This window comes from Amycolatopsis sp. NPDC058340 (assembly GCF_042723975.1).
In the GTDB taxonomy this organism is placed as follows: domain Bacteria; phylum Actinomycetota; class Actinomycetes; order Mycobacteriales; family Pseudonocardiaceae; genus Amycolatopsis.
The window spans coordinates 243,394-266,626 of sequence record NZ_JBHXIB010000002.1; the positions used below are offsets into that span (position 1 = coordinate 243,394).

The window sequence follows — 23,233 nt, forward strand, 5'->3', positions numbered from 1 at the left end:
GGGCGGGTGAGTGGCCGGAGCCTTCCGGCCGCGCGCCGCGCCGCTCATCATCATGCTCCATGACAGCCACCTATCCCGCGGCGAAGGACGACCCCGCGACCCCGATGGGCGCGATCTACGCCGAATATCCGCCGATGTCCCGGGTCGTCTTCCCCAGCGGCTGCGAAGGCTGGCTGGTGACCCGGTACGAAGACGTCCGCCTGATCTTCTCGGACACGCGGTTCTCCCGGAACCTGCTCGCCCCTGGCGCGCCGTGCCTCATCGAACCGGGCGACTTCTCCACCGGGGAGCACAGCATCCTGAACATGGACCCGCCGGATCACACTCGCCTGCGGAAGCTGACGGCGCAGGCTTTCACCGTCCGCCGGATCGCCGGGCTCCGGCCGCGGATCCAGGAGATCGCCGACACCCTGCTGCGGGCGATGGCCGGACACGGTCCGCCGGTGGATCTCGTGGAGACGTTCGCCTTCCCGCTGCCCACCGCGGTCATGTGCGAGATCCTCGGCGTCCCTTACGAGGGCAGGGAACGGTTCCGCCAATGGTCGCGCGTGATCGTCACGCCGATGGCGTACGGCCCGGCGGAAGTGGCGCAGGCCCGGCGTGACGGGGCGGACGACATGGCGGCGCTCGTCGCGATCAAGCGGGCGGCGCCGGGCGAGGACCTGCTGAGCGTCCTCGTGCACGCTCGCGACGAGGACGGCGACCGGCTCACCGAGGCTGAGCTGATCGATCTCGCCACCCAGCTCCTGCTCGCCGGGCACGAGACCACGGTCAGCCTGATCGCGACCGGGATCGTGCTGCTGGCGGGACATCCGGATCAGCTCGCCGCGCTGCGCTCGGATCCGAGCCTGACCGAGGGGGCCGTCGAGGAGATCATGCGGTTCGACGGACCGGCCGACGCGTCGCTGCTCCGGGTCGCGCTGGACGACGTCGAGCTGAGCGCCGGCCGGGTCCGGCGCGGTGAGGCGGTGCTGGCGCACACCGGCGCGGCGAACCGCGACGAAGCCGCCTTCCCTGGCGCGTCACGGTTCGACATCCGGCGCCGCAACGCGCCACAACTCGGTTTCGGGCACGGACTGCATTTCTGCCTCGGCGCGGCACTCGCCCGGCTCGAAGGGGAGATCGCGTTCCGGACCCTGCTCGACGGGCTTCCGGGACTGGATCTCGCGGTTCCCGCCTCGGCCATCGCCTGGCGTCCGCCGCTTTCGATCCGCGGCCCGGAAGCGGTGCCCGTGACCTGGGCTACCACCAAGCGCGGCTGAGGCTCTCCAGCGTCGGTTCCTCCGGCGCGGGGAGGACCCGGAGGTACCAGGTGAAGTTGCTGTAGACGTGCAAGAGCGCGTACGCGAGGCAACGCCGGGAGAATTCCTCGTCCGGCTCGACGCCGTATCCGGCCAGCAACCGTCGCAGGAAATCCTTGTCCCCGCCGGAAACGAACAGCCCCACGGCGACGAAGTCGTACTCTGCCGCGCCCCGCATGGCGGGTTCGAAATCGAAGAGCCCGGTCAATCGCGGACGGCCGTCGTCGACGGTGACCATGAGGTGGTCGCGCATGAATTCGGTGTGCAGCGGGACGACCGGCGGGCTGCCCAGCTCGACGGAATCGAGGAAGGCGGGCAGCTGGGCGATCCAGCTTTCACCGAGCCCGGTCCGCCGGTGATGCTCGACGACGTTCGCGCGCTGCTCGGCGACGAACGCGGCCCAGTCCGGCGGATCGAGGGCGTCGAGCCGGGGGTCGTGCAGCGAATGCAGGGCGGCGAGCGCCTCGCCGAGTTCGGGCGCGAGCCGGTGTTTGTCCTCTGTGGACAGTTTCGGCCAGGCGTCTTTCAGTGTTTCGCCGCGCAGGCGTTCCATGAGCAGGTAACCCCAGCCGTCCCGCTCGCCGACGTCGCGCACGGCGGGGGTCGGAATCGGCAGCTTCCCGTGCAGGGCCTCGAGCATCGTCCGCTCGGTGGGGAGTTCGTCGAGATGCACCGGCGGGAAGAGCTTGAGGACCAGATCGTCGCCGACGGCGTAGACCGGCAAGGAGCCCTCGGTGAACGGGACGGCTTCGCCGAAGCCGAGCGACATCACGGCCGGGAGCAGGTCTTGCCTGGTCAGCGCGGCGAATTCGGCTTCGGTGCCGGCGGGCGGGAACGAGATCACGGCACGACAGTAGAACAGCGCGTCGTGGCGGGCGACGCGATTACCCGCTGCGCTCCAGCAGCGTCCGCGCCGCGCCGAGCACCAGGCGGCAGACGTCGTCGGGATCCGCGCTGGCCAGCGGTTCCTTGCCGGTGATGTCGCGGACCAGGCCGATCCCGAGCAGCCAGGCGAGGATCAGGTCGGCCCGCAGGTCCGCGTCTTCGGCGTCGGTCAGCGTGGCGAGCACCTTGGCGTACTCCTCGCCGAGCTGCCGCCGGACCGCGGCCGCGGCGCTGTCGTGGCCCGTCGAGCGCAGATACGCGTCGAGGGTGCGGTCGCGGCCGGTGTCGGATTCCAGCATGCTGCGCAAGGCCGTGCCGAGCAGTTCGTCCGGTGGGGTGGTGGCGATCTGCTCGCGTCCACCGCGCGCCAGTACCTCCTCGAACAGCGCATCCTTCGACCCGAAGTAGCGGAACAGCAAGGCCTGGTTGGCTCCCGCGAGTTTCGCGATGTCGCGCACGGTCGTCCGGTCGAAGCCGCGTTCGGCGAAGAGAGCCGCCGCCGCGTCGAGCAGGGCAGCCCTGGTCCCGGCCGCGTCGCGCTTGCGGACCTGCGGTTCTTCCGTCATCGGCAAAGGCTAGCCGGGCGTCGCACGGTAGGCGCATTGACGCTCACCGTGATCATGGTTAGCGTTGTAAGCAGTTGCTTACAAACCGCCGAGCCGGGGGGTTTCCGGACAAATGACCACCACAGACACCGAATTCGTCGCCTATCCCTTCAACGAGGACGCCGGCCTCGAACTCAACGAGGCGTACGCCGCTGCCCGCGCCACCAAGGGCATGCTCCGCGTCCGGCTCCCGCACGGTGAGCCGGCGTGGCTCGCCACCCGGTACGCCGACGCGCGCTTCGTCCTGGGCGACCGGCGGTTCTCCCGTGCGATGGCCGCGGAGAAGGACGAGCCGCGGATGGCACCCGGCAGGCGGCCCGGCGGGATCCTGAGCATGGACCCGCCGGATCACACCCGGCTGCGCACGCTGGTCGCGAAGGCGTTCACCATGCGCCGCGTCGAACTGCTGCGCCCGCGTGTCGCCGAGCTGGCGGCGGGACTGATCGAGGACATGAAGGCCAAGGGGCAGCCCGCGGACCTGGTCGAGGACTACGCGCTGCCGATCCCGGTCGCGGTGATCTGCGAACTGCTCGGCGTCCCCGTCGAGGACCGGCCGAAATTCCGCGTGTGGAGCGACGCCGCGCTGTCGACCAGCCCGCTGACCACCGAAGAGATGATGGCCAACCAGGACGAGCTGCGGGCGTACATGCACGTGCTCGTCGAGCAGCACCGAGCCGAGCCGCAGGACGACCTGATGACCGCGCTGATCGAGGCGCGCGACGTCCGCGACCGGCTGAGCGAGCTGGAACTGGTCGACATGTGCATCGGCATCCTGATCGCCGGGCACGAGACCACCGCCAGCCAGATCCCCAACTTCGTCTACGCCCTGCTCGAACAGCCGGAGCAGCTCGCCCGCCTGCGCGCGGACCTGGACCTGATCCCGGCCGCGGTGGAGGAACTGCTGCGGTTCGTCCCCCTGGGTGCGGGAGCCGGGTTCGCCCGCTACGCCACCGAGGACATCCAAGTGGGTGACGTGCTGGTGAAGGAGGGCGAGCCGGTGATGGTCGCGATCGGCGCCGCCAACCGGGACGGGCTCCAGTTCACCTCGGCGGAAACCCTCGAATTCGGCCGGGAGGCCAATCCCCATCTCGGTTTCGGGCACGGCGTGCACCACTGCCTCGGCGCCCCGCTGGCCAGGCTCGAACTGCAGGAAGCACTGAAGGCGCTGCTGCGAGATCTCCCCGGGCTGCACCTCGACGGCGATATCGTGTGGAAGACCCAGATGCTGGTGCGGGGCCCCCGCTCCATGCCGATCGGATGGTGAGCATGAGCTGGAAAGTCGAGGTCGATGGCAACACGTGCATCGGCTCGGGGATGTGTGCGGCGCTGATGCCGGAGGTCTTCGAACTCGAAGGTGCCGTGGCGACGGTGGTCAAGGGAGAGGTGGATCCGGACGAGACAGTGCTCGACGCGGCGGATTCCTGTCCCGCGATGGCCATCGAGGTGACCGAACAGGGTGAGGTGATCGGGCCGCGGCCCTGATGACCGCTCTTTAATGCGTGGCGGTCGCCGGTGAAGGGGCGTAGGACGAACAGGGTGAGCGACGACGGCTTGACCCTCCGCACCCTGACCACCGACGACCTGCCCGCACTTTCGGACATGCTGGCGCGTGCTTTCCTCGCCGATCCCTCGGAAGGGTTCCGATACCGCGAAGGGCTGGTGTTCGAACCCGAGCGTTCACACGGCGTCTTCGACGGCGACGAGCTGATCGGGATGGGGGAGATCCTCACCAGGAAGATCACCGTTCCCGGTGCGGGGCCGACACCGTTCGCGGGGATCACGTCGGTCGGCGTCGCCCCGGGACATCGGCGGCGGGGCGCGCTCACCCGCGTCATGCGGGCGCAGCTGCACGGCCTGCACGACGACGGCGCCGAACCGATCGCCGCGTTGTGGGCGTCGGAAGCCGTGATCTACCCCCGCTTCGGCTACGGGCTCGCGGCGCAGTTCTACCGCGCGAAGATCCGTGCGAAGTCCGCGTTCCGGCCCGGTGTCGAACTCGAAGCCGAGCGAGTACGCGAAATCGGCCGCGAGCAGGCGATCCCGCTGATCAAGGCGATCTACGAAAAGGAAGCGCCCCAACGGGTCGGCGCGCTGGACCGGCCCGGGGCGACGTGGGAGTTCAACCTCGACGACCCGGAGCGGCGGAGGAACGGCGCGACCGCGCTGAGATTCGCCGTCCTGCCCGACGGTTACGTGATCTACCGGGTGAAGAACGACTGGAACGAGGAAGGACCGCGGGGGATCCTGAGCGTGCAGGAGCTCGTCGCGACCACGCCGAAGGCGTACGCGACGCTGTACCGCTTCCTGCTCGACTACGACCTCGTCGTCACGGTGGAGGTGTCCGCCGCCCTCGACGAGCCGCTCGTCCATCTGCTCGCCGACCCGCGCGCCATGACCCGGTCCGGTGGCGACTCCCTGTGGGTCCGGCTGGTCGACGTCGATCGAGCCCTGGTCACCCGGCACTACAACGCTCCGGTGGATCTGGTGTTCGGCGTCCGCGACGCCTTCTGCCCGTGGAACACCGGGAACTGGCGGCTCGTCGCCGGCGCGGACGGCCACGCGGAGGTGACGCGGGTGGAGGACGCGCCGGATCTCGAACTGGACGTCACCGACCTCGGCGCGATCTTCCTCGGCGGGACAAGGCCGAGCACCCTGGCCGCGGCGGGCCGGATCAAGGAGCGGACCGCCGGCGCGGTTTCGCGGGCGACGGCGGCGTTCGCCGGCGATCGCGAGCCGTCCTGCCTGGAATCCTTCTAGGAACGCAGGATTCCGTGCTCGGTCACCACCGCGGTGATCAGCTCGTGCGGCGTCACGTCGAAGGCCGGGTTGAACACCTCCGCGCCTTCGGGCGCGACCTTCGTGCCGCCGAAGGCCAGGACCTCGCCGGGATCGCGTTCCTCGATTTCGATCCCGGCGCCGTCCGGCATCGCGGTGTCCACAGTGGACGAAGGGGCGACGACCACGAACGGGATTGAGTGATGTTTCGCGGCGATCGCCAGGCCGTAGGTGCCGATCTTGTTGGCGACGTCGCCGTTGGCGGCGATCCGGTCGGCACCGACGAGCACGCAGTCGACCAGGCCGCGGCTCATCGCCGCGGCGGCCGCGCCGTCGGGCTGGATGCGGTACGGGACACCGGCTTCGGCCAGTTCCCAAGCGGTCAGGCGGGCACCCTGCAGCAGCGGCCGGGTCTCGTCGACCAGCACGGACTCCACCAGGCCGCGGGCCTGCAGATGCCAGACGACCCCGAGCGCGCTGCCCCACGCGACCGTCGCGAGATGGCCGGCGTTGCAGTGGCTCAGCAGCCGCAACGGCCGCCGCCCGCAGTGCTCGATCACCACTTCGGCCGCCAGCCGGGAGGCCTCGTGGTTGATCCGTTCGTCCTCGTCGAGGATCGCGAGGGCTTCGGCGAGGACGGCTTCCGGCCCCTCCGGGAGCTTCGCGAGGGCACGGGAGACGCCCCAGCTCAGGTTGACCGCCGTCGGCCGGGCCTGGGCGACGCGGCGCGCCTCGGCCTCGACATCGCCTTGCGCGCGGGTGGCGAGCACGACGCCGAGCGCCCCCGCCGCGCCGAGCGCCGGTGCCCCGCGTACCGCGAGCCGCTGGATGGCGGCGACGAGTTCGCCGACCGTGCGCAGTTCGAGCACGCGGTACTCGGCGGGAAGGACGGTCTGGTCGATGATCGTGACCGCGTCCCCGGTCCAGTCGATCGTCCTGCGCATGGCTCCCCCGTGAAATCCGGTTGTCCCGTCGCGACCGCCTCGGTGAGGATGCGGCCCGTGACCATTGAACGCCACCATCCGCCCGGTCTGCACCCCACGCCCACCTACCACCACGTGACCATCGTCGAAGGCCGGAGGGACGTCCACCTCGCCGGCCAGTGCCCGCTCACCGAGGACGGCAAGGTCGTCGAAGGCGGCGTGCTCGCCCAGGTCGATCAGGTCGTCGCGAACACCGCCGCCGCGCTCGCCTTCGCCAAGGCGACCCCGGCCGACGTGGTGCGCACGGTGATCTACGTGGTGACGCCGGACGCGGACGTGCTTTCGGCGGTGTGGGACCGGTTCGTCGAGTCGGCGATCGGGGAGGCCTTCACCACCGCGAGCACCCTGCTCGGCGTCGCGCAGCTCGGCTACCCCGGGCAGCTCGTCGAACTCGACGTCACCGCCGCCACGGCCTGACCCCGCGGCCGCCTTATGCCTCGTGAGTGGCTAGGACGGTTAGAACCGTCCTAGCCACTCACGAGGAACCGCGACTCGGTCAGAGACCCGCCATGAGGTCGGTCTCCGTGATACCCGGACCCTGCCCGGCACGGATGAACCACTCGACGCCGAACGCCTGCGCGAAGGCCTCGTCGGGCATCGCCAGGAAGAACGAGTCCTCGCTGATCTGACTGGCGTGCGCACGCATCGCGGCCCGCTTGTACGGCAGGTACGCGGTGACATCCACCCTCGCCGTCAGGATCGCTTCCGGCTTGCCGAACTCGGACCCGTCTTCGAAATCGGGAAGGTCCTCGGCCTTCATCTGCCCGGTCCGCACCGCCTCCTCCATGCCGCGGCGCATCTCGTCGCTGTTGCTCGTCGCCTCGTAGACCCGCGGCGTGCCCGCCAGCTCGGCCGCGCGCATCCCGACGCGGTGCACCTGGATGTGGTCCGGATGCCCGTAGCCGCCGTTGTCGTCGTAGACGGTGAGGACGTCGGCCTCCTCCTCGCGCAGGATCGCGGCCAGCCGCTGCGCGGCCTCCTCGACGTCGGCCTGCCAGAACGTGCCGGGCACGTCGTTGCGCGGCTCGCCCATCATGCCGGAATCGGTGTACCCCAGGAACTCCACGCGCTTGGCCCCCAGGACCTCGGCGGATGCGTGCGTCTCCTGCACGCGGCGCTGCCACAACTCCTCTCCGTCGTCGAGGAAACCGTCCGGCACCTCGCCGACCTCCCCCCTGGTCGCGACGACGAGCACGACACGGTGACCTTCCTCGAAGGCCTTGCGCATGACCCCACCCGCGACGATGCACTCGTCGTCGGGGTGGGCGTGAAAACTCACCAATGTGGCCATGGTGGGGAAACTACCGGGGGGCACCGACATATTCCGGCGTTCGGCCACCTCAAGCCGGGAAGGTCCGCCCCAGGAACTCCAGCGTCAGCGCCCAGGCCGCCGCGGCGGGCTCCGGCTGGTGGAACATCGGCGCCACGTGGTTGTGGAAGGCGTGCCCCGCGCCCTCGTGGATGTGGATCTCCGCTCCTTCGTGGGAGGCGACCGCGTCGGCGAGGCGACGCACCCCCTCGACCGGGATGTAGGGATCCGCGCCGCCGAACTGGAACTGGATCGGGCAGGTGATCTTGTCCAGCAACGAAAGTTGTTCGGGAACGCGCGAGCCGTAGTACGAAACCGCGACGTCCGGGTCGCCCTCGGCGGCGGCCGCGTAGGCCATCGAGCCGCCGAGGCAGAAGCCGAAGACGCCCGCGCGGCCGCCGGTTTCGGGCAGCGCGCGCAATGCCGCCAGGGTCGCGAGCACGTCGGTGACCGCGCTCGCCGGATCCAGCCGGCCGGCGACGGCCATCGAAGCCGAGACGCCTGCTTCGTCGTGCGTGGCCGACCAGCCAGGGGAGATCCGCCAGAACAGTTCGGGCACCGCGACGACGTAGCCGAGAGCGGCCAGGTCGGCGGCGACCGACTTGAGGTAGTCGTCGAGACCGAAGATCTCCTGGATCAGCACCAGACCCGGGCCGGAGCCGGATTCGGGCAGCCACAGCGGGGCGTCGAACGAGCCGTCGGCGACGGTCACCTTGGTCATCGGGTTCCTTCCAGTGCGCGCACGAGGCAGTCCGTCACGAGGGCGGCCTGCGTGCCGTCGGGGTCGAGGTCGGGATCGAAGATGGTCAGCTCCAGCCCCGCGGCGCCGGGGATCGCGAGCAGGCCTCGGAGCAGTTCGACGAGCTTGTCCGGGCTGAGCCCGCCGGGATCGGGACTGTCCACAGCGGACACGAATTCCGGGTCGAGGGTGTCGATGTCGACGTGGATCCAGAAACCGTCCAGTGGCGCGAAAATCTCCCGGGCGGCGGCGAGCGCGCCGCCCGTGCCGGACGCCATGATCTCCTGGCTGGTCACGACCCGAAGCCCGGCTTCCCGCGCCTCGGCGGATTCCTCCGCGCGAACGCCGAGCACGAGGACGTCTTCGTCGCGGACGTAAGGACGCAGACCGTCCACATCGGCCAGTTCCGGCTGGCCGCGGCCGGTGACGACGGCGAGGGCCTCGCCGCCCACGTTGGCGACGTGTTCGGAATTGCCGAGATGACGGAAGTCGTCGTGCCCGTCGAAGTAGACGATGCCGTAGCGGCCTTCGCGACGCAGCGTCAGCATCGCGGCGAGCGCGATCGAGCAGTCGCCGCCGAGTACCACCGGGAAGCCGCCGTCCGCGCGGATCTTCGCGAGTCGTCCGGCGAGGGCCGCGGTGTAGGCCGCGATCCCGGCCGCGTTCCGCACGCCGCTCCCGGGTGACCAGGCGGGCAGATACCGCGGCGGGGTGACGACGCCGCCGTCGGTGGCCCCCAACCGGGTGAGCAGGCCGTGGTCACGCAGCGCGCCCGGTGCCTTGTAGCAGCCGGGGACCACACCTTCGGCCGGCGGGCGCAGTCCGAGATTGGACGGCGCGTCGAGCAGTACGAAATTCCCCATGCCCTCACCGTAGTAGTGACGCCTGGTGCGACGCCGTCCGTCCCTTTAGGTTGAAGGGACGGACAGAGGAGGCTCAATGGCGGAGCGGACCAAGTACATCCTCGACGAAGCGGATATGCCGACCAGGTGGTACAACGTCGTCCCGGATCTGCCGGAGCCGCCGCCACCGCCGTTGCATCCCGGCACCCGCGAGCCGGTCGGCCCGGACGATCTCGCGCCGCTGTTCCCGCAGGCGCTCATCGCCCAAGAGGTCAGCACCGAGCGGTACATCGACATCCCGGAAGAGGTACTGGACGTCTACCGGCTCTGGCGTCCGTCGCCGCTGTTCCGGGCGAGGCGGCTGGAGAAGGCGCTCGGCACCCCCGCCCGTATCTACTACAAGTACGAGGGCGTCAGCCCGGTCGGCTCGCACAAACCCAACACCGCCGTACCGCAGGCGTACTACAACGCGGCCGAGGGCGTCACCAGGCTGACCACCGAGACCGGCGCCGGGCAGTGGGGGAGCGCGCTCGCGTTCGCCTCCGCCACCTTCGGCCTCGAATGCGAGGTGTGGCAGGTCCGCGCTTCCTACGACCAGAAGCCGTATCGCAAGCTGATGATGGAGACCTTCGGCGCGACGGTGCACCCGAGCCCGTCCGAGCTGACCGAATCCGGCCGCGCGATCCTGGCCGCCGACCCGGGATCGACCGGCAGCCTCGGCATCGCGATCAGCGAGGCGGTCGAGCAGGCGGCGCAGGCGGAGAACACCCGTTACGCGCTCGGCAGCGTGCTCAACCATGTGCTGCTGCACCAGACGATCATCGGCGAAGAGGCGCTCAAGCAGTTCGAGCTGGCCGGGGACACCCCGGACCTCCTCGTCGGCTGCACCGGCGGCGGGTCCAACTTCGGCGGGCTCGCCTTCCCGTTCCTGCGCGAGAAACTCGCCGGAAGGATGGACCCGGTGATCCGCGCGGTCGAACCGGCCGCCTGCCCCACCCTCACCCGGGGGAAGTACGCGTACGACTTCGGGGACACCGCCGGGCTGACACCGCTGCTGAAGATGCACACGCTCGGTCACGACTTCATCCCCGACCCCATCCACGCCGGTGGCCTGCGCTATCACGGGATGTCACCGCTGATCTCGCATATCTACGAACTCGGGCTGATCGACGCGGTCGCCATCGGGCAGGAGGACTGCTTCGCCGCGGGCGTGCGGTTCGCCAGGGCGGAGGGCATCATCCCCGCGCCCGAGCCGACCCACGCCCTCGCCGCGTGCATCCAGGAAGCGTTGCGGTGCAAGGAAACCGGGGAGGAGAAGGTGATCCTGACCGCGCTGTGCGGGCATGCGCACCTCGACCTCCCGGCGTACGGGGCGTACCTGGCGGGCGACATCTCCGATCACGCGCTGCCGGACGAAGCCCTCGAGAAATCCCTCGCCGGCCTCCCCTGAGCGCATTTCGTCCTCTGAATGCGGTAGTTGCACGCGCAAGGACCGCATTCAGAGGACGAAACGCGGGGGTCAGCCGGTCACCTGGTAGCCCGAAGTCCGGTTCCGCCCGGTGTTCTTGGCCTCGTAGAGCGCCCGGTCCGCGACGGCGAGCACCGCGTCCAGATCGGCGACGCCCGGCCGGTCGGCGAGGCCGATCGACACGGTGACGTGCTCGGGCAGGTCACCGGCGCGCGAAGCCACACTCGACCGGATCCGTTCCGCGATCGCGTGCGCGTGCACGGCCGACGTGCCGGGCAGCAGGACGACGAACTCCTCGCCGCCGAAGCGCCCGACCAGATCCGTGCCGCGCACCTCGGTGCGCAGCGTTTCCGCGATCGCCGCCAGGTACCGGTCGCCGACCAGATGCCCGTGCCGGTCGTTGATCAGTTTGAACCGGTCGACGTCGACCATCAGCAGGCTCGTGTGCCGTCCCGCGCGCCGCGCCCGGTCGAGTTCGTCGGCCGCGGCCTCACGCCACGCCTTGGCGTTGAGCAGCCCGGTCTTGGCGTCGCTGCGCGCCTGCCGTTTCAGCTGCCGCAGCAGGACACCGCGATGCAGCACCAGCGTGATCCCGACGACCAGCAGCAGTACCACCGGCCAGTCCCGCAGCGCCCACGCGACGATGACGCCGAGCGCGATCGTCGCCGCTTCGAGCGCGTACTCGAACGGCTTCGCCAGCGCGTCCCGCAGGCGTTCGTGCGGGGTGCCGTAGTACACCGCGACGGTCATCAGCGCGGTGTTGACCAGCAGGAACACCCCGCCCGCCGCGACCACCGAACCGAACGACGACACGTCGCGGGGAAGCACGTCGAACGGGACCGCGTAATGGGAAAGGCAGGCGGCCGCCGCGAACCCCGAGAGCACGGTCGCCGAGGTGGAGAACATCCGCCGGAACAACGGGTTCGGCTGCCCGCGGAACCAGCGGTAGAAGAACGACACGGCGATGACCAGCGCGGCGAGCGCCGGATGCACCAGCAGCACGGCGGCGAAGGTCCACACGCTGTCGAGCGAGATGTGCGGCGTACCGGCGAACCGTTCCCGGACTCGCTCCACCGGACGCGACAATTCCGTGTACAACACGGAGCTGAGGATCAGGATCGCGAAGGGGAGGGCGTCGTCCCCGGTGAACGGGACCCGGAGAAATGACCAGGCGGATCCGGCGATCGCCGCGACGTCCACCAGAAGGACGAAGCCGATCAAACCACGGTTGGGTAGCCGCCACAGCGCCCAATTCGTTAGCGCCACGGAGACGAACGTAATCGGTTGGATACTAGGTGTCACTACCCTGTATGGGTAGGCGTGGGTGCACCACGCGTGACCGGGATCGGGAAGCGGAGGGGGTGAGCCCTATGCGCGGGCAGAACTGGTGAGTACCGGGTTCCGGTCTAAAGGGGGTGCGGTGGGGCCACGTGGCGCCAAGCCCGGGTGGCCGGAACAGCCACTACGAGACCGGCGAGTGCGATGACCGAGACCGTCGTCGCCGGTGAACCGAGCACGCCGACGAGCAGGCCGCCGGCGATCAGCCCGATTCCCTGCACGGCGATGAGTCCCGACCCGGCGAGGCCGAAGGCCTGGCCTCGTTCGGTGTCGGGGACCAGCCGCATGAACGTGGTGCTCGCGGTGACCTGGTAGGCCGCGCACATCCCGGACAGCACGAGCAGTCCGGCGGCGTAGGGGAGCGATGGCCGGAACCAGAACGCCGCGAGCGGCACGATCGCGCCGAGCGCCAGCGCGCCGACCAGGCGCAACCGGACTTCGGGCCGCACCAGGCGGCCCAGCGCGAACACCCCGAGCACGATCCCCGCGGGATGCGCCGCGAGCAGCAGCCCCGCGGTCACCGGCCCGCCGCCGATCTCCGCGGCGTACGGCACGGCGAGCCCTTCCGGCACGATCACGAAACCCGCCAGCCACGCCAGGCCGACGAGCGCGCGGAGCCGGCGGTCACGCCAGATCGTCCTGGCGCCGGCCGAAAGCCGCCGCAGGGTCGACGTCGCGGGGCCTTCCGCCCCCGTCGCGGGCCTCGCGCGGACACCCAGCCGCAGGACGATCGCCGAGACGGCGAACGTCACCGCGTCCAGCGCCAGCCCGCGGCCCGGCCCGATCGCGGCGATCACCGCGCCGCCCAGCGCGAACCCGGCGAGCTGGCCGATCTGGTTGGTGATCTTCAGCAGGGACTGGCCGAGCACGTATCGATCCCCGCTGAGCACGGACGGGAGGACCGCGGCCTGCGCGGCGGTGAACGGCGCGTTGGCCAGCTGCACCACCACCAGTACGGCGGCGAGCACGGGCAACGGGATACCGGGCACGGCGAGCACCGCGACCAGGAGCGCGCGGACGACGTCCGAGCAGACCATCACCGTGCGGCGCGGGTACCGGTCGGCCAGACCGCCGAGCAACGGCCCGCCGATCAGATCGGGGAGGTAGGTGAGCGCGTACGTCAGCGCGGGCCACGTCGCCGAGCCGGTGCGCTGGAACACCAGCACCGACAGGGCGACCCTGGCCACCTGGTCGCCGAGGATGGACTGGAGTTCCGCGAACCAGATCGCCCGGAGTTCACCGACCGCGAGGATCTGCCGGAAGGTCGCCTTGGATTCCACGAGGTGACCACCCCCCGCCCAGTCGAGTGAGTCACTCAGCGTACCGCTCCGGGCGCGGGTGGTGAAACGGCGAAGCGCGTGAAGGCCCCCTTCCCGCGGCTCAGCCGAGGGAAGGGGGCCTTCACGCGCTAGGAATTACTCCGTGCCGCAGGTGATCTTCGGCTGCGGGTTGTAGTGCACGTTCCGCGTGTGGCGCCGGATCTCGCGGCCGGTCGCGGCGTCCTTGATGACCCGCGTGTCCGACGTGGTGAAACCGGGCGCGCCGTTGCTGGGCTTGCAGTTCTCGGCGGGACCGGGTTTCGTCGGCGGGTCGGACGGGTTGGTGCGGCCGCCCGGGATCGACTCGACGGTGTACTTCTTGGTCCCCCACAGCCGGATCGTGATGTCCGACGGCGTCCAGATGGTCTGGATCGCGACACCGGTGTCCGTGTCGTTGGTGAACTTCAGGTCGATCACGCTGCCGCCGTTGTGGTTCTGGAACACGGTCGCCTCGCGCGCGGCGGGGTAGCGGCTGATGTAGTAGCTGTGTTCCTTGTGCTCGGTGTCCTTCATACCGGCGAAGTACGAGGCGTTGTACAGCGTGGTCGCGAACTGCGAGATCCCGCCGCCGACCTCGCGGCCGGGAGCGCCGTCCTTGATGACACCGGCCTCGACGTAACCCTGCGCGGTACCGCGCGGCCCGGTGAACCCGTTGAGGCTGAACGTCTCGTTCGGCTTCACGATGGCGCCGTTGACCTTCTGCGCCACGACCCGGATGTTCGTCCCCGAGTCCGGGGCGAACCCGCCGGTCTTGAACTCGCTGACGACCTCCTTGATACCGAGCTGGTTCGCCTGCTCGGTGGTCACCTTGGCCGGGGTCTTCTTGTAGGTCACCGGCAGCTCGCGCGGCGCGGCACGTTTGAGCACGTCGAGCACCGGCTTCAGGCTCGGCTCCCAGTCGACGACGTTGGCGTCCTCGGAAGGCTGGACGGTCGGCTTGCCGCCTTCGAAGACGATCTGCGCGTCCTTGCCCTCCTTCTCGGTGGACTTCAGCTGCGGACCGGCGGCCTCGATGATCTTGTTGTTGTCCACCTTCGGGTTCAGCACGCCGCCGTCGACGGGCTCGAAGGTCAGCGCGGCCGCGATCTGCTCGGGTTTGACGACGGCGTCCTTGCCCTCGCCCTTGATGACCATCGGCGCCGCGACGGCGGGCTTCGCGATCTGCTCGAGAGCGGCGTGGACGGCCTCCGGCGACACCTTGACCGGGGTCTGGGTGACCGCGAGCGTCAGCGGCTCGCCGCTGGCCCAGCGCTCCAGGATGGTCTTCTTGGCGGCTTCGAGGTCGAGCTTCTGCCCGGTCTTCGGCTCGACGGCGACCGGCTTGGCCTCCTCGAAGCGCACGGTGCCTTCGACGGGGTCGCGGTCGACCTTGTCGCGAAGGTTCTCCAGCGCGCTGGTGAGCTTGGCGTCGTCGGTCTGGGTGACGACGCCGACCTCGGTGGTCGAGAAGAACGACGCGATCCGCGTGAACGGGTTCAGCGGCTGGTCGCCCGCCTGGTCGAGGGTGGCGGGCCAGTCGAGGCGCAGGCCGGCGTTGTTCGGCGCCAGCGACTCCTCGGCGTCGCCCGCGACGATCTTCACCGGCCGGGTCAGCCGCGGTTCGATGCCGCCCCGGAGCTCCTTCTCGGCCGCGGTGCGGTCCATCCCGCCGACGTCGACCCCGGCGACGGTGACGCCGCGGGGGACGCTGCCCTGGGAGACCAGCACGTCGAGGGCGTACGCGACGACCAGGAGGCCGAACACACCGCCGCCGATGAAGGCCGCCTTGCGGTAGCTGCGACGGCGCTTCGGTGGCGTGGGCTCCTGCGGCGTGGCAGACTCCGCGAACCCGGGCGTGACGACCGGGAGAATGTCCGTCTGCTCAGCGTGGGACTCGGGCCAGCGCGGTTCCTGCGGCAACTCTCCACCCTCCACGGTCCGGCGAGAGCCGGGCTTCGTGATCGAACATCCGGGCCTTCCACACGTTCCGGACGTAGGTTCAAGATACGGGGCGCGTTTTGTGGGCCTGCAACTCGCCCGGTTGGGTGAGCGGGTCACTCCGTCGGGTGGTCACTGGGCGTCAGGTTCCGGGTTTTCGCCCACTCGCGCGAGAAAATCGAAGTCACAGCCTTCATCGGCTTGCGTGATGTGTTCGGTGTACAACGCGCCGTAACCTCGTTCGTACCGCGGCGCGGGCGGGATCCAGCGTGCCCGGCGACGTTGCAATTCCGCATCATCGACGTCGAGGCTCAGCCGTCGCGATGGGACGTCCAAGGTGATCGGGTCGCCGTCGCGGACGAGCGCGAGCGGACCGCCCACATGGGACTCCGGCGCGACGTGCAGCACGCAGGCGCCGTAACTGGTGCCGCTCATCCGGGCGTCGGAAACGCGGACCATGTCGCGGACGCCCTTGGCCAGCAGGTGATCCGGCAGCGGCAGCATCCCGTACTCGGGCATGCCGGGGCCGCCGAGCGGGCCCGATCCGCGCAGTACCAGGACGGAGTCCTCGGTGATGCCGAGCGCGGGGTCGTTGATGCGTTTCTTCAGGTCCTGGTAGTCGTCGAAGACCACCGCGGGTCCAGTGTGGACGAGCAGCCGGGGTTCGGCGGCGATGTGCTTGATCACCGCGCCCGACGGCGCGAGATTGCCGCGCAGCACCGCGACTCCTCCTTCCGCGGCGACCGGGTTGTCCCGCGTGCGGATGACGTCGTCGTCGTGCACCCGCGCCGAAGCCAGGTTCTCGCCGAGGGTCCGGCCGGTGACCGTGACGCGATCGGTGTGCAGCAGGTCCGTCAGCCGCGAGAGCAGGCCGGGAAGCCCGCCGGCGTAGTAGAAGTCCTCCATCAGCCAGTCGCCGCCGGGCCGGATGTTCGCCAGTACGGGGACCCGGCGCGCGATCGCGTCGAAATCGTCGACGGACAACGGGATCCGTCCGCGTCCGGCCATCGCGATCAGGTGGATGACGGCGTTGGTGGAGCCGCCAAGCGCCAGCACGGTGGTGATCGCGTCGGCGTACGCGCGCTCGTCGAGGATCTTCGTGATCGTGAGGTCCTCCCACACCATCTCGACGGCCCGCGCGCCGCTCGCCGCGGCCATCCGGTGGTGCGCCGAGTCGACGGCGGGGATCGACGCGGCGCCTGGCAAGGTCAGCCCGAGCACTTCGGCGACCGACATCATCGTGGACGCGGTGCCCATCGTCATACAGGTTCCGGGAGAACGGGCCAGCCCACGCTCCAATTCGGACAGTTCCTCGTCGCCGATCAGCCCGGCCCGCTTGTCGTCCCAGTACTTCCACATGTCGGTGCCACTGCCGAGCACCTCGTTCCGCCAGTGCCCGCGCAGCATCGGCCCGGCGGGCACGAAGATGGCGGGCAGCCCCGCGCTCGCCGCGCCCATCAGCAACGCCGGTGTCGTCTTGTCGCAGCCGCCCATGAGCACCGCGCCGTCGATCGGATAGGACCGCAGGATCTCTTCGGCCTCCATCGAAAGCAGGTTCCGGTAGAGCATCGGTGTCGGCTTCTGGAACGTCTCGGACAGCGTCGCGACCGGGAACTCCAGCGGGAATCCGCCCGCCTGCCACACTCCGCGTTTGACCTGTTCGGCCCGCTCGCGCAGATGCATGTGACAGGGGTTGATGTCGCTCCAGGTGTTGAGGATCGCGATGACGGGTTTCCCGAGGTGCTCCTCCGGGTTGTAGCCGAGTTGCCTGCTCCTGGCCCGGTGGCTGAAGCCGCGCAGTTCATCGCCGCCGAACCAGCGGTGGCTCCGGAGTTCCTCGGGGTTCCTCATGACCGTGAGTATGGCATCTCATATATGATCGGCTCATGTCTTCGACCTTCAGCCTGCCCGCTTCACGGACCGAAGTGGTGCTCGACGAGATCCGCCGCGGCATCCTCACGCGGGAGTTGAAGCCCGGCCAGCCGCTGGTCGAAGCCGAACTCGCGGCCAGGCTCGGCGTCTCGAAGACGCCGGTCCGCGAGGCGCTCAAAGTGCTGTCGAACACGGGGCTCGTGACGTTCAGCCCGTACAAGGGTGCCTCGGTGTGCGTGGTGGACGCGGAGCTGGCGAAGTCCGTGTACGACGTCCGTATGGTGCTGGAGCCGGAGGCCGTGCGCCGGTCGGTCGAACGCCGCTCCCCGGACCTGCTCGAAGACGCCGCGGAAGCGCTGAAGGAGGCGTCGGCGGCGCTCTCGGACAAGGATCACGCCGCGCTCAGCCTGCTCAACCGCCGGTTCCACCGCGCGCTGTACAGCGGCTGCGGCAATCCGCTGATGGTGTCGATACTGGACGACCTCAGGGACCGCGCCGCGCTGATCAGCGTGGTCGGCTGGGAGACGAATCCCAGCTGGCGCAAGGAATGGAACGAGCACAAAGCGGTGCTGGCGGCGGCGAAGAAGGGCGACGCCGAGGGGGCGGCAGGGTTGCTGCGCGCCCATATCGGCGATTTCCTGGAGCGGACGCTCGAGACCATCGGAGACGCTTGATGCGGCTCCTGCTCATCGCCGACACACACCTGCCGCTGCGCGCGAAGGCGCTGCCGGATCAGGTCTGGCGCGAGGTCGACGCGGCGGACGTCGTCGTCCACGCCGGCGACTGGGTCGAGGTGGCCCTGCTGGACGAACTCGAGGCCCGGAGCGAGCGGCTCATCGGCGTGTACGGCAACAACGACGGCGCGGACCTGCGGTCGCGGCTCCCCGAGATCGCGCGGGCGGACCTCGGTGGCGTCCGCCTGGCGGTCATCCACGAAACCGGCGGCAAACAGGGCCGCGAACGGCGCTGCGACGAGCTCTTCCCGGACACCGACGTCCTCGTGTTCGGGCACAGCCACATCCCCTGGGACACCGTCACGCCGAACGGGCTGCGGCTGCTGAACCCCGGCTCGCCGACCGACCGGCGGCGGCAGCCGTTCTGCACCTACCAGACCGCCGAGATCCGCGACGGCGAATTGCGCGACGTCACGCTGCATGAGCTGCCTCTTCGCCGCTGACGGGGTAGACAGGTAGGCATGGAACCGGCGCAGGCGTTGAGGGAGATCGCGTTCCGGCTGGAACGCGCGGGCGAGCCGACCTACCGGGTGCGGGCGTTCCGGCAGGCGGCCTCGGTGATCGCCAAGATCGAGCCGGACGACCTGCGTAAACGCGCCGCGGCGGGCACCTTGACCAAGTTGCCGAATATCGGCAAGGCGACCGCGGCCGTCGTCGAAGACGTCCTCGCCGGCCGTCGCCCCGCGTATTTCGAGAAGATCGGCGAACCGAAGCTGCCCGACGGCGGCGCGATGCGGGCGGCGCTGCGCGGCGACTGTCACACTCATTCGGACTGGTCCGACGGCGGGAGCCCGATCGAGGAGATGGCCGAGGCCGCCCGCGCGCTCGGCCACGAATGGATGGTGCTGACCGACCACTCGCCGCGGCTGACCGTCGCGAACGGACTCTCGCCCGAGCGGCTGCGCCGTCAGATGGACGTCGTCGCGGAACTGAACGAGACCATGGCGCCGTTCCGGATTCTGCACGGCATCGAGGTCGACATCCACCTGGACGGCACCCTCGACCAAGAGGAAGAACTGCTGGAGCGGCTGGACTTCGTCGTCGCGAGTGTCCACTCGAAACTGCGGATGCCCGCGAAGGAGATGACGCCGCGGATGATCGCGGCGGTGCAGCATCCGCTGGTCCGCGTGCTGGGGCATTGCACCGGACGGCTGGTGATGGGCGGCCGAGGGAAGCGGCCCGAGTCGGAGTTCGACGCGGAAGCGGTGTTCACCGCGTGCCGGGACAACGGCGTCGCCGTCGAGATCAACTCGCGCCCCGAGCGCCGGGATCCGCCGACGCGCCTGTTGAACCTGGCCATGGACCTGGGCTGCGACTTCGCGATCGACAGCGACGCGCACGCCCCCGGCCAGCTGGACTGGCTGGTCTTCGGCTGCGCGCGGGCCAACGAGCTGGGGATCGGGCCGGACCGGGTGATCAACACGCGGACCGCCGAGGACCTGCTGGCCTCGTGAGTGGCAAGGACGGTTCTAACCGTCCTTGCCACTCACGAGGCCGGAAGCGGGTGGTGCGCTAGTTGATCTCGTACGGGTCCCCGTAGACCGCCCACTTCAGCGGGGTGTGGAGGTCGAGGTTGCCGTCGTTGAGCCACACCAGCTGGGCGGTGTCGATCCGCGAGGTGTCCGCGTGCGCCTCTTCCTGCTTCATGACCACACGCCGCGCGTCGAGGAACGCCTTGAGGTACGCCGTCTCGTCACCACCCTGGGCGGGCGGCTTCGCCTGCTGGAGCGCGGCCGACCGGATACCGCCGAAGCTGTCCTGGCTGGTGCCCGGGCCGTGCATCACGATGGCGTCGTAATAGATGAATTGTCCCAGTGCGCCCAAACCGTCCGATTTCGCCTGATTCACCGCCGGGTCGAAATAGACGCGATCGCGTTCGCTGTTCTGCGCGGCCTGGAAGTCCTCACGGCCGGCGGCCTCCCGCCACGCGTTTTCGAAACCGCTGCCGAGGCCTTCGTGCGAATCGGTGCCGTCGACCTTGCGCAGCGCCGGAAGGTATTTCGCGAGCGGGTTGTCCGGGACCGAGTTCGTGTAGCGCTCGACGAGTTCCAGCATGTCCCCGGTGCCGGAGCAGAACCCGATGATGCCGGCGGTGTACCCGCGCCCGTCGCCGATGTCCTCGATGTAGGAGTACTGCGCTTTCCAGTCCAGGGAAGAGTTTTCCGCGCTGGAGACGATCTGCATCGCGATCTCCTTCTTCTCCGGCGAGGCGAGATCGCCGCCGGAAGCGAAGATCGACGCCGACGCCGGGACGGGTGCCGCGGACGCGAGTGAGGAGATCGCGACGGGGCCGGAAACGGCGAGAGCGAGAACGGAGACCGCGCCGAGAGCACGACGCATCGCGGGCCGCAGGGTGTCACTCATGAAAGGTGTCCCTTTCCACAGGAAATTGTCATTTTCTGTCAGGGTGTTGCTGCGGCGTGCGCATACGATAACCACGGGTGACAGTTTCCGGCAAGGGGGAGAGCCGGTTAAAGATTCTTGCGCAGCAGGGCCGACCCCAGTTGCGTGAGGTGATGTCGCACGGTGTTGCCCTCACGGGTGCTGAGCACGAGACCCGCTTCACGCAGCACCGTGGCGTGCTGGCTCGCCGACGAGATGGAGATCCCCGCGCGGCGAGCGACATCGCTGGTCCGGCCGCCGCCTTCGATCGTCTCCAGTACGGCGGCACGGGTGTGTCCCAGCAACGCGGACAAGGCGGTGGCGTGGTCGGGGCGCACGGTATCGGGAACGAGCTCTTCGATGGGGTAGACGAGCACCGGCACCCGGTCGTTCTCGACCAGCGTCACCCCGGTCCGCCAGCAGAAGTACGACGGGATGAGCAGCAGCCCCCGGCCGCCGAGGTGGAGGTCGTGATGCACCGGGTAGTCGACCTCGAGCACCGGCGCCGTCCACCGCATCGCGGGGGAAAGCCCGCGCAGCAGCCCTTCGGCACCGTCCGCGAGCAGAATCCGCGCGTGTCTCGCGCGCTGGCGGTCGAAGCACGCGAGGATGTCGCTCCAGACGGGCTCGATCGCCGCACGGTGGTAGGACCGGACCGCTCGTGTCAGCGCGCCGAGCGCCGCCGGGTTGGCTTCACCCAGATCCCGTGCCCACGGCGTCGGCCGCCGGGAGCGCGCCAGTATCGCCAGATCCCGGCGCAGGGCGCAGCGCTTGGTGCCGCACAACAGGTCCAGTTGTTCTTCGAGGTCTTCGCCGGACGGGGTGAGGAAGTCCGGGAAGTACCCGCTGGGCGGGACGAGTGTCAGCAACGGCCCGGCCGCCTTCGGCAGGCGGCTACGGACAGTGCCGCGCCACTTCCGCACCGGCAGGCCACCGTCCCCACGCTGCAGCCGGTGCAGGCTCAGCGTCGTCTCCCACAACGGATCCGGCCTCGTCGCGACCCTGACGCGGCCAAGGTCCTCCCCGGAAAAATGCACGCGCAGCACAGCTCCCCCTCCCCAGGTCCCCGCAGGAATTAACGCACGAAACGCCCGTCTTGGCGATGTTTCAGCCAGAACTAAAACGGCGTCGGGTGGCCACAGGCGCCTGACACGGTTCGTGGGGTCAGATCCACTACTGAGGGGATGAAGATGAACATCAGGAAGCTCGGTATCGCCGCCGCAGGTGCGGCGATGGCGTTCGGGACGCTGTTCGCGGCCGCACCCGCCCAGGCGGCGACGACCAACAGCTGGGAAGTGAAGTGCAGGCCGTACCAGTTCAACGAGATCGTCTCAGGCGGGTGGACCGAGTTCTGGGCGTCCTGCAGTGGTAACACCGTCACGATCAAGGGCAAGGTCTACGACAGCGCGGCCGACAACCGCTGCATCGTGCTCAAGATCTACTGGCCGAGCGAGAAGCGCTGGGACACCAGCCGCAAGGCCTGCCCCAAGAACACGAATCAGAGTTTCACCTTCACCGGGCTCAAGGCCGCGAACCCGTGGGCGCACCTGTCCTCGGTGCCGGCGGGTTAGTCCTCAGCCGCCACGGTGGGGCAGCGTCGCGAAACGCAGGCCGGCGTCGCTCAGCCTGCCGATCAGCGCCTGCCCCATCGCGGTCGCCGTGGTGACCTGCCCGGCCGTCGCGGGCAGGTCGTCCAGCGCCAGGCACAGGGCGGACTCGCCGAGCATCTTCGCCGTCTCGCCGTAACCCGGGTCGCCGCCGGACACCTCGGTCACCACGCGTTCGCCGCCGCTCTCGGCGTGAAAGCGCACGGAGAACCACGACCGCGCCCGTCGCCGCTCGTCCGGTCCGGCGCCGGGTTTCAGCATTTTCGACAGTGCCCGGCGCGCGGGAGGGAGCTGGGCGGCGGCGAAGACGAGACCCATCCCGGCCGCGCCGGCGGCCACCATCGGAAGCCGTTTGACGGCGGCGAAATGCCGGTACGTGAAGTCGGGGCCGTACGCGGGGAGAGCGGCGGCCGAACGTCCGACGATCATCGGGTCGATGGTGGGCAGCGGCACCGCCCAAAAGCCGTCGGGGCTTCGATGCGGCGTGCCGAGCCGAACGCGCGCGCGACGGCCCTCCGGGCGCGGTTCGGCGGCGGCGCGGTCCCGCGCGGCGCGGAAACCGGACGACAGCCGGGAAAACGCGGTCAGCGCCGAAAGGAAAGTGCCACCCGACGGGGCCGCGCCCACCCGGACGTAGCCGTCGATCGTGATCGGTTTTCCTTGGGGCAGCTGGGAAACCGTGAAGAGCGCGCCGAGGTCGTGCGGGATCGAATCGAAACCGCACGCGTGCACCAGGCGGGCGCCGGTCTCGGCGGCGCGGGCGTGGTGGGCGACGTACATCCTGTCGACGAACTCGGGTTCGCCGCACAGGTCGGCGTAGTCGGTCCCGGCCTCGGCGCACGCCGCGACCAGCGGTTCTCCGTAATGGACATACGGACCGACCGTGGTGGCGACGACCTTCGTGGACTCCGCGACCTTCCGCAGTGAGTCCACATCGGAGACGTCCGCGCGCAACAGCGGAAGTCCGGAGAGCGCCGGGTTGATCGAGGAAAGCTTTTCCCGCAACGCTTCCAGCTTGCCCGTGTTCCGTCCGGCCAGCGCGAGACGCAGACCGGGCGGCGCGGTGCGGGCGAGATATTCCGCCGTCAGGCCACCGGTGAAGCCGGTGGCGCCGAAGAGTACGACGTCGTGGTCACGGTCGGTGGGCATGGGGCCAG

General features: G+C 69.6%; 23 protein-coding genes. 10 read left to right on the forward strand and 13 right to left on the reverse strand.

Translation table 11 applies throughout. The features are described 5' to 3' along the window. Positions 1-59 precede the first annotated feature (59 nt). Positions 60-1,262 (forward strand): cytochrome P450, encoded by a 1,203-nt coding sequence (locus ACFWIW_RS04500; protein ID WP_378367102.1) that lies wholly within the window; start codon positions 60-62, stop codon positions 1,260-1,262. Here the strand turns inward: ACFWIW_RS04500 and ACFWIW_RS04505 are convergent. Both ACFWIW_RS04505 and ACFWIW_RS04510 read right to left on the reverse strand, forming a co-directional pair. After that, on the reverse strand, positions 1,243-2,145 hold the full coding sequence (locus ACFWIW_RS04505; protein ID WP_378367103.1) for a phosphotransferase: 903 nt from the start codon (positions 2,143-2,145) through the stop codon (positions 1,243-1,245). The genes ACFWIW_RS04500 and ACFWIW_RS04505 overlap by 20 nt on opposite strands. A 40-nt stretch (positions 2,146-2,185) precedes the next feature. Beyond that, entirely contained in the window at positions 2,186-2,752 is a 567-nt protein-coding gene (locus tag ACFWIW_RS04510) for a TetR family transcriptional regulator (protein ID WP_378367104.1), read from the reverse strand. 112 nt (positions 2,753-2,864) lie between these two features. On the opposite strand from ACFWIW_RS04510, the gene ACFWIW_RS04515 reads away from it, so the two are divergent. From ACFWIW_RS04515 to ACFWIW_RS04525, 3 genes are read left to right on the forward strand one after another with little or no spacing between them, the layout of a single operon-like run. Further along, complete coding sequence (locus tag ACFWIW_RS04515) at positions 2,865-4,055, forward strand: cytochrome P450 (protein WP_016332111.1); 1,191 nt, start codon at positions 2,865-2,867, stop codon at positions 4,053-4,055. 2 nt (positions 4,056-4,057) lie between these two features. Continuing rightward, positions 4,058-4,273, forward strand: coding sequence for a ferredoxin (locus tag ACFWIW_RS04520; RefSeq protein ID WP_378367105.1), 216 nt, complete (start codon positions 4,058-4,060; stop codon positions 4,271-4,273). 54 nt (positions 4,274-4,327) lie between these two features. Continuing rightward, positions 4,328-5,548 (forward strand): GNAT family N-acetyltransferase, encoded by a 1,221-nt coding sequence (locus ACFWIW_RS04525; protein ID WP_378367106.1) that lies wholly within the window; start codon positions 4,328-4,330, stop codon positions 5,546-5,548. Here the strand turns inward: ACFWIW_RS04525 and mtnA are convergent. Beyond that, positions 5,545-6,510, reverse strand: coding sequence for an S-methyl-5-thioribose-1-phosphate isomerase (gene mtnA / locus ACFWIW_RS04530; RefSeq protein ID WP_378367107.1), 966 nt, complete (start codon positions 6,508-6,510; stop codon positions 5,545-5,547). The genes ACFWIW_RS04525 and mtnA overlap by 4 nt on opposite strands. Positions 6,511-6,558: 48 nt before the next feature. Between mtnA and ACFWIW_RS04535 the strand changes: the two genes are divergently transcribed. Then, the gene (locus ACFWIW_RS04535) at positions 6,559-6,966 is read left to right on the forward strand and encodes a RidA family protein (protein WP_378367108.1); all 408 of its coding nucleotides are present in this window, start codon (positions 6,559-6,561) and stop codon (positions 6,964-6,966) included. 79 nt (positions 6,967-7,045) lie between these two features. Here the strand turns inward: ACFWIW_RS04535 and ACFWIW_RS04540 are convergent, their stop codons facing one another. The 3 genes from ACFWIW_RS04540 to ACFWIW_RS04550 are packed head-to-tail and all read right to left on the reverse strand — an operon-like array spanning position 7,046 to position 9,460. Next, positions 7,046-7,840 carry a PIG-L family deacetylase gene (locus tag ACFWIW_RS04540; protein WP_378367109.1) on the reverse strand — a complete coding sequence of 265 codons (795 nt, stop codon included), beginning with the start codon at positions 7,838-7,840 and terminating at the stop codon, positions 7,046-7,048. 49 nt (positions 7,841-7,889) lie between these two features. Then, positions 7,890-8,579 carry a dienelactone hydrolase family protein gene (locus tag ACFWIW_RS04545; protein ID WP_378367110.1) on the reverse strand — a complete coding sequence of 230 codons (690 nt, stop codon included), beginning with the start codon at positions 8,577-8,579 and terminating at the stop codon, positions 7,890-7,892. Then, the gene (locus ACFWIW_RS04550; RefSeq protein ID WP_378367111.1) at positions 8,576-9,460 is read right to left on the reverse strand and encodes an arginase family protein; all 885 of its coding nucleotides are present in this window, start codon (positions 9,458-9,460) and stop codon (positions 8,576-8,578) included. Before ACFWIW_RS04550 ends, ACFWIW_RS04545 begins: the two co-directional genes overlap by 4 nt. A 76-nt stretch (positions 9,461-9,536) precedes the next feature. On the opposite strand from ACFWIW_RS04550, the gene ACFWIW_RS04555 reads away from it, so the two are divergent. Beyond that, the gene (locus ACFWIW_RS04555; protein ID WP_378367112.1) at positions 9,537-10,889 is read left to right on the forward strand and encodes a TrpB-like pyridoxal phosphate-dependent enzyme; all 1,353 of its coding nucleotides are present in this window, start codon (positions 9,537-9,539) and stop codon (positions 10,887-10,889) included. 69 nt (positions 10,890-10,958) lie between these two features. Here ACFWIW_RS04555 and ACFWIW_RS04560 read toward each other — a convergent pair whose 3' ends face one another. From ACFWIW_RS04560 to araD, 4 genes are all read right to left on the reverse strand, one after another. Then, positions 10,959-12,173 carry a GGDEF domain-containing protein gene (locus tag ACFWIW_RS04560; protein ID WP_378367113.1) on the reverse strand — a complete coding sequence of 405 codons (1,215 nt, stop codon included), beginning with the start codon at positions 12,171-12,173 and terminating at the stop codon, positions 10,959-10,961. Between the two features lie 140 nt (positions 12,174-12,313). Beyond that, complete coding sequence (locus tag ACFWIW_RS04565) at positions 12,314-13,525, reverse strand: MFS transporter (RefSeq protein WP_378367114.1); 1,212 nt, start codon at positions 13,523-13,525, stop codon at positions 12,314-12,316. A gap of 135 nt (positions 13,526-13,660) precedes the next feature. Then, entirely contained in the window at positions 13,661-15,463 is a 1,803-nt protein-coding gene (locus ACFWIW_RS04570; RefSeq protein WP_378367115.1) for a VanW family protein, read from the reverse strand. Positions 15,464-15,613: 150 nt separating this feature from the next. Further along, the gene (araD, locus tag ACFWIW_RS04575; protein ID WP_378367116.1) at positions 15,614-17,332 is read right to left on the reverse strand and encodes an L-arabinonate dehydratase; all 1,719 of its coding nucleotides are present in this window, start codon (positions 17,330-17,332) and stop codon (positions 15,614-15,616) included. A 35-nt stretch (positions 17,333-17,367) separates the two neighbouring features. Between araD and ACFWIW_RS04580 the strand changes: the two genes are divergently transcribed. The 3 genes from ACFWIW_RS04580 to ACFWIW_RS04590 are packed head-to-tail and all read left to right on the forward strand — an operon-like array spanning position 17,368 to position 19,541. Continuing rightward, complete coding sequence (locus ACFWIW_RS04580) at positions 17,368-18,027, forward strand: GntR family transcriptional regulator (protein WP_378367117.1); 660 nt, start codon at positions 17,368-17,370, stop codon at positions 18,025-18,027. Then, positions 18,027-18,530: a metallophosphoesterase family protein gene (locus tag ACFWIW_RS04585; RefSeq protein ID WP_378367118.1), complete on the forward strand. Its 504-nt coding sequence runs from the start codon at positions 18,027-18,029 to the stop codon at positions 18,528-18,530. The genes ACFWIW_RS04580 and ACFWIW_RS04585 overlap by 1 nt, the downstream gene beginning before the upstream one ends. Positions 18,531-18,548: 18 nt before the next feature. Next, on the forward strand, positions 18,549-19,541 hold the full coding sequence (locus ACFWIW_RS04590; RefSeq protein ID WP_378367119.1) for a PHP domain-containing protein: 993 nt from the start codon (positions 18,549-18,551) through the stop codon (positions 19,539-19,541). Positions 19,542-19,599: 58 nt separating this feature from the next. Here ACFWIW_RS04590 and ACFWIW_RS04595 read toward each other — a convergent pair whose 3' ends face one another. Then, a complete protein-coding gene (locus ACFWIW_RS04595) occupies positions 19,600-20,451 on the reverse strand; it encodes a chitosanase (protein WP_378367120.1) in 852 nt (283 codons plus the stop codon). A gap of 107 nt (positions 20,452-20,558) precedes the next feature. Further along, positions 20,559-21,515 (reverse strand): ArsR/SmtB family transcription factor, encoded by a 957-nt coding sequence (locus ACFWIW_RS04600; RefSeq protein WP_378367121.1) that lies wholly within the window; start codon positions 21,513-21,515, stop codon positions 20,559-20,561. 144 nt (positions 21,516-21,659) lie between these two features. Between ACFWIW_RS04600 and ACFWIW_RS04605 the strand changes: the two genes are divergently transcribed. Continuing rightward, on the forward strand, positions 21,660-22,040 hold the full coding sequence (locus tag ACFWIW_RS04605; RefSeq protein WP_378367122.1) for a hypothetical protein: 381 nt from the start codon (positions 21,660-21,662) through the stop codon (positions 22,038-22,040). 3 nt (positions 22,041-22,043) lie between these two features. On the opposite strand, the gene ACFWIW_RS04610 is transcribed toward ACFWIW_RS04605, so the two are convergent. Then, on the reverse strand, positions 22,044-23,225 hold the full coding sequence (locus tag ACFWIW_RS04610) for a saccharopine dehydrogenase family protein (RefSeq protein ID WP_378367123.1): 1,182 nt from the start codon (positions 23,223-23,225) through the stop codon (positions 22,044-22,046). Positions 23,226-23,233: the final 8 nt, after the last annotated feature.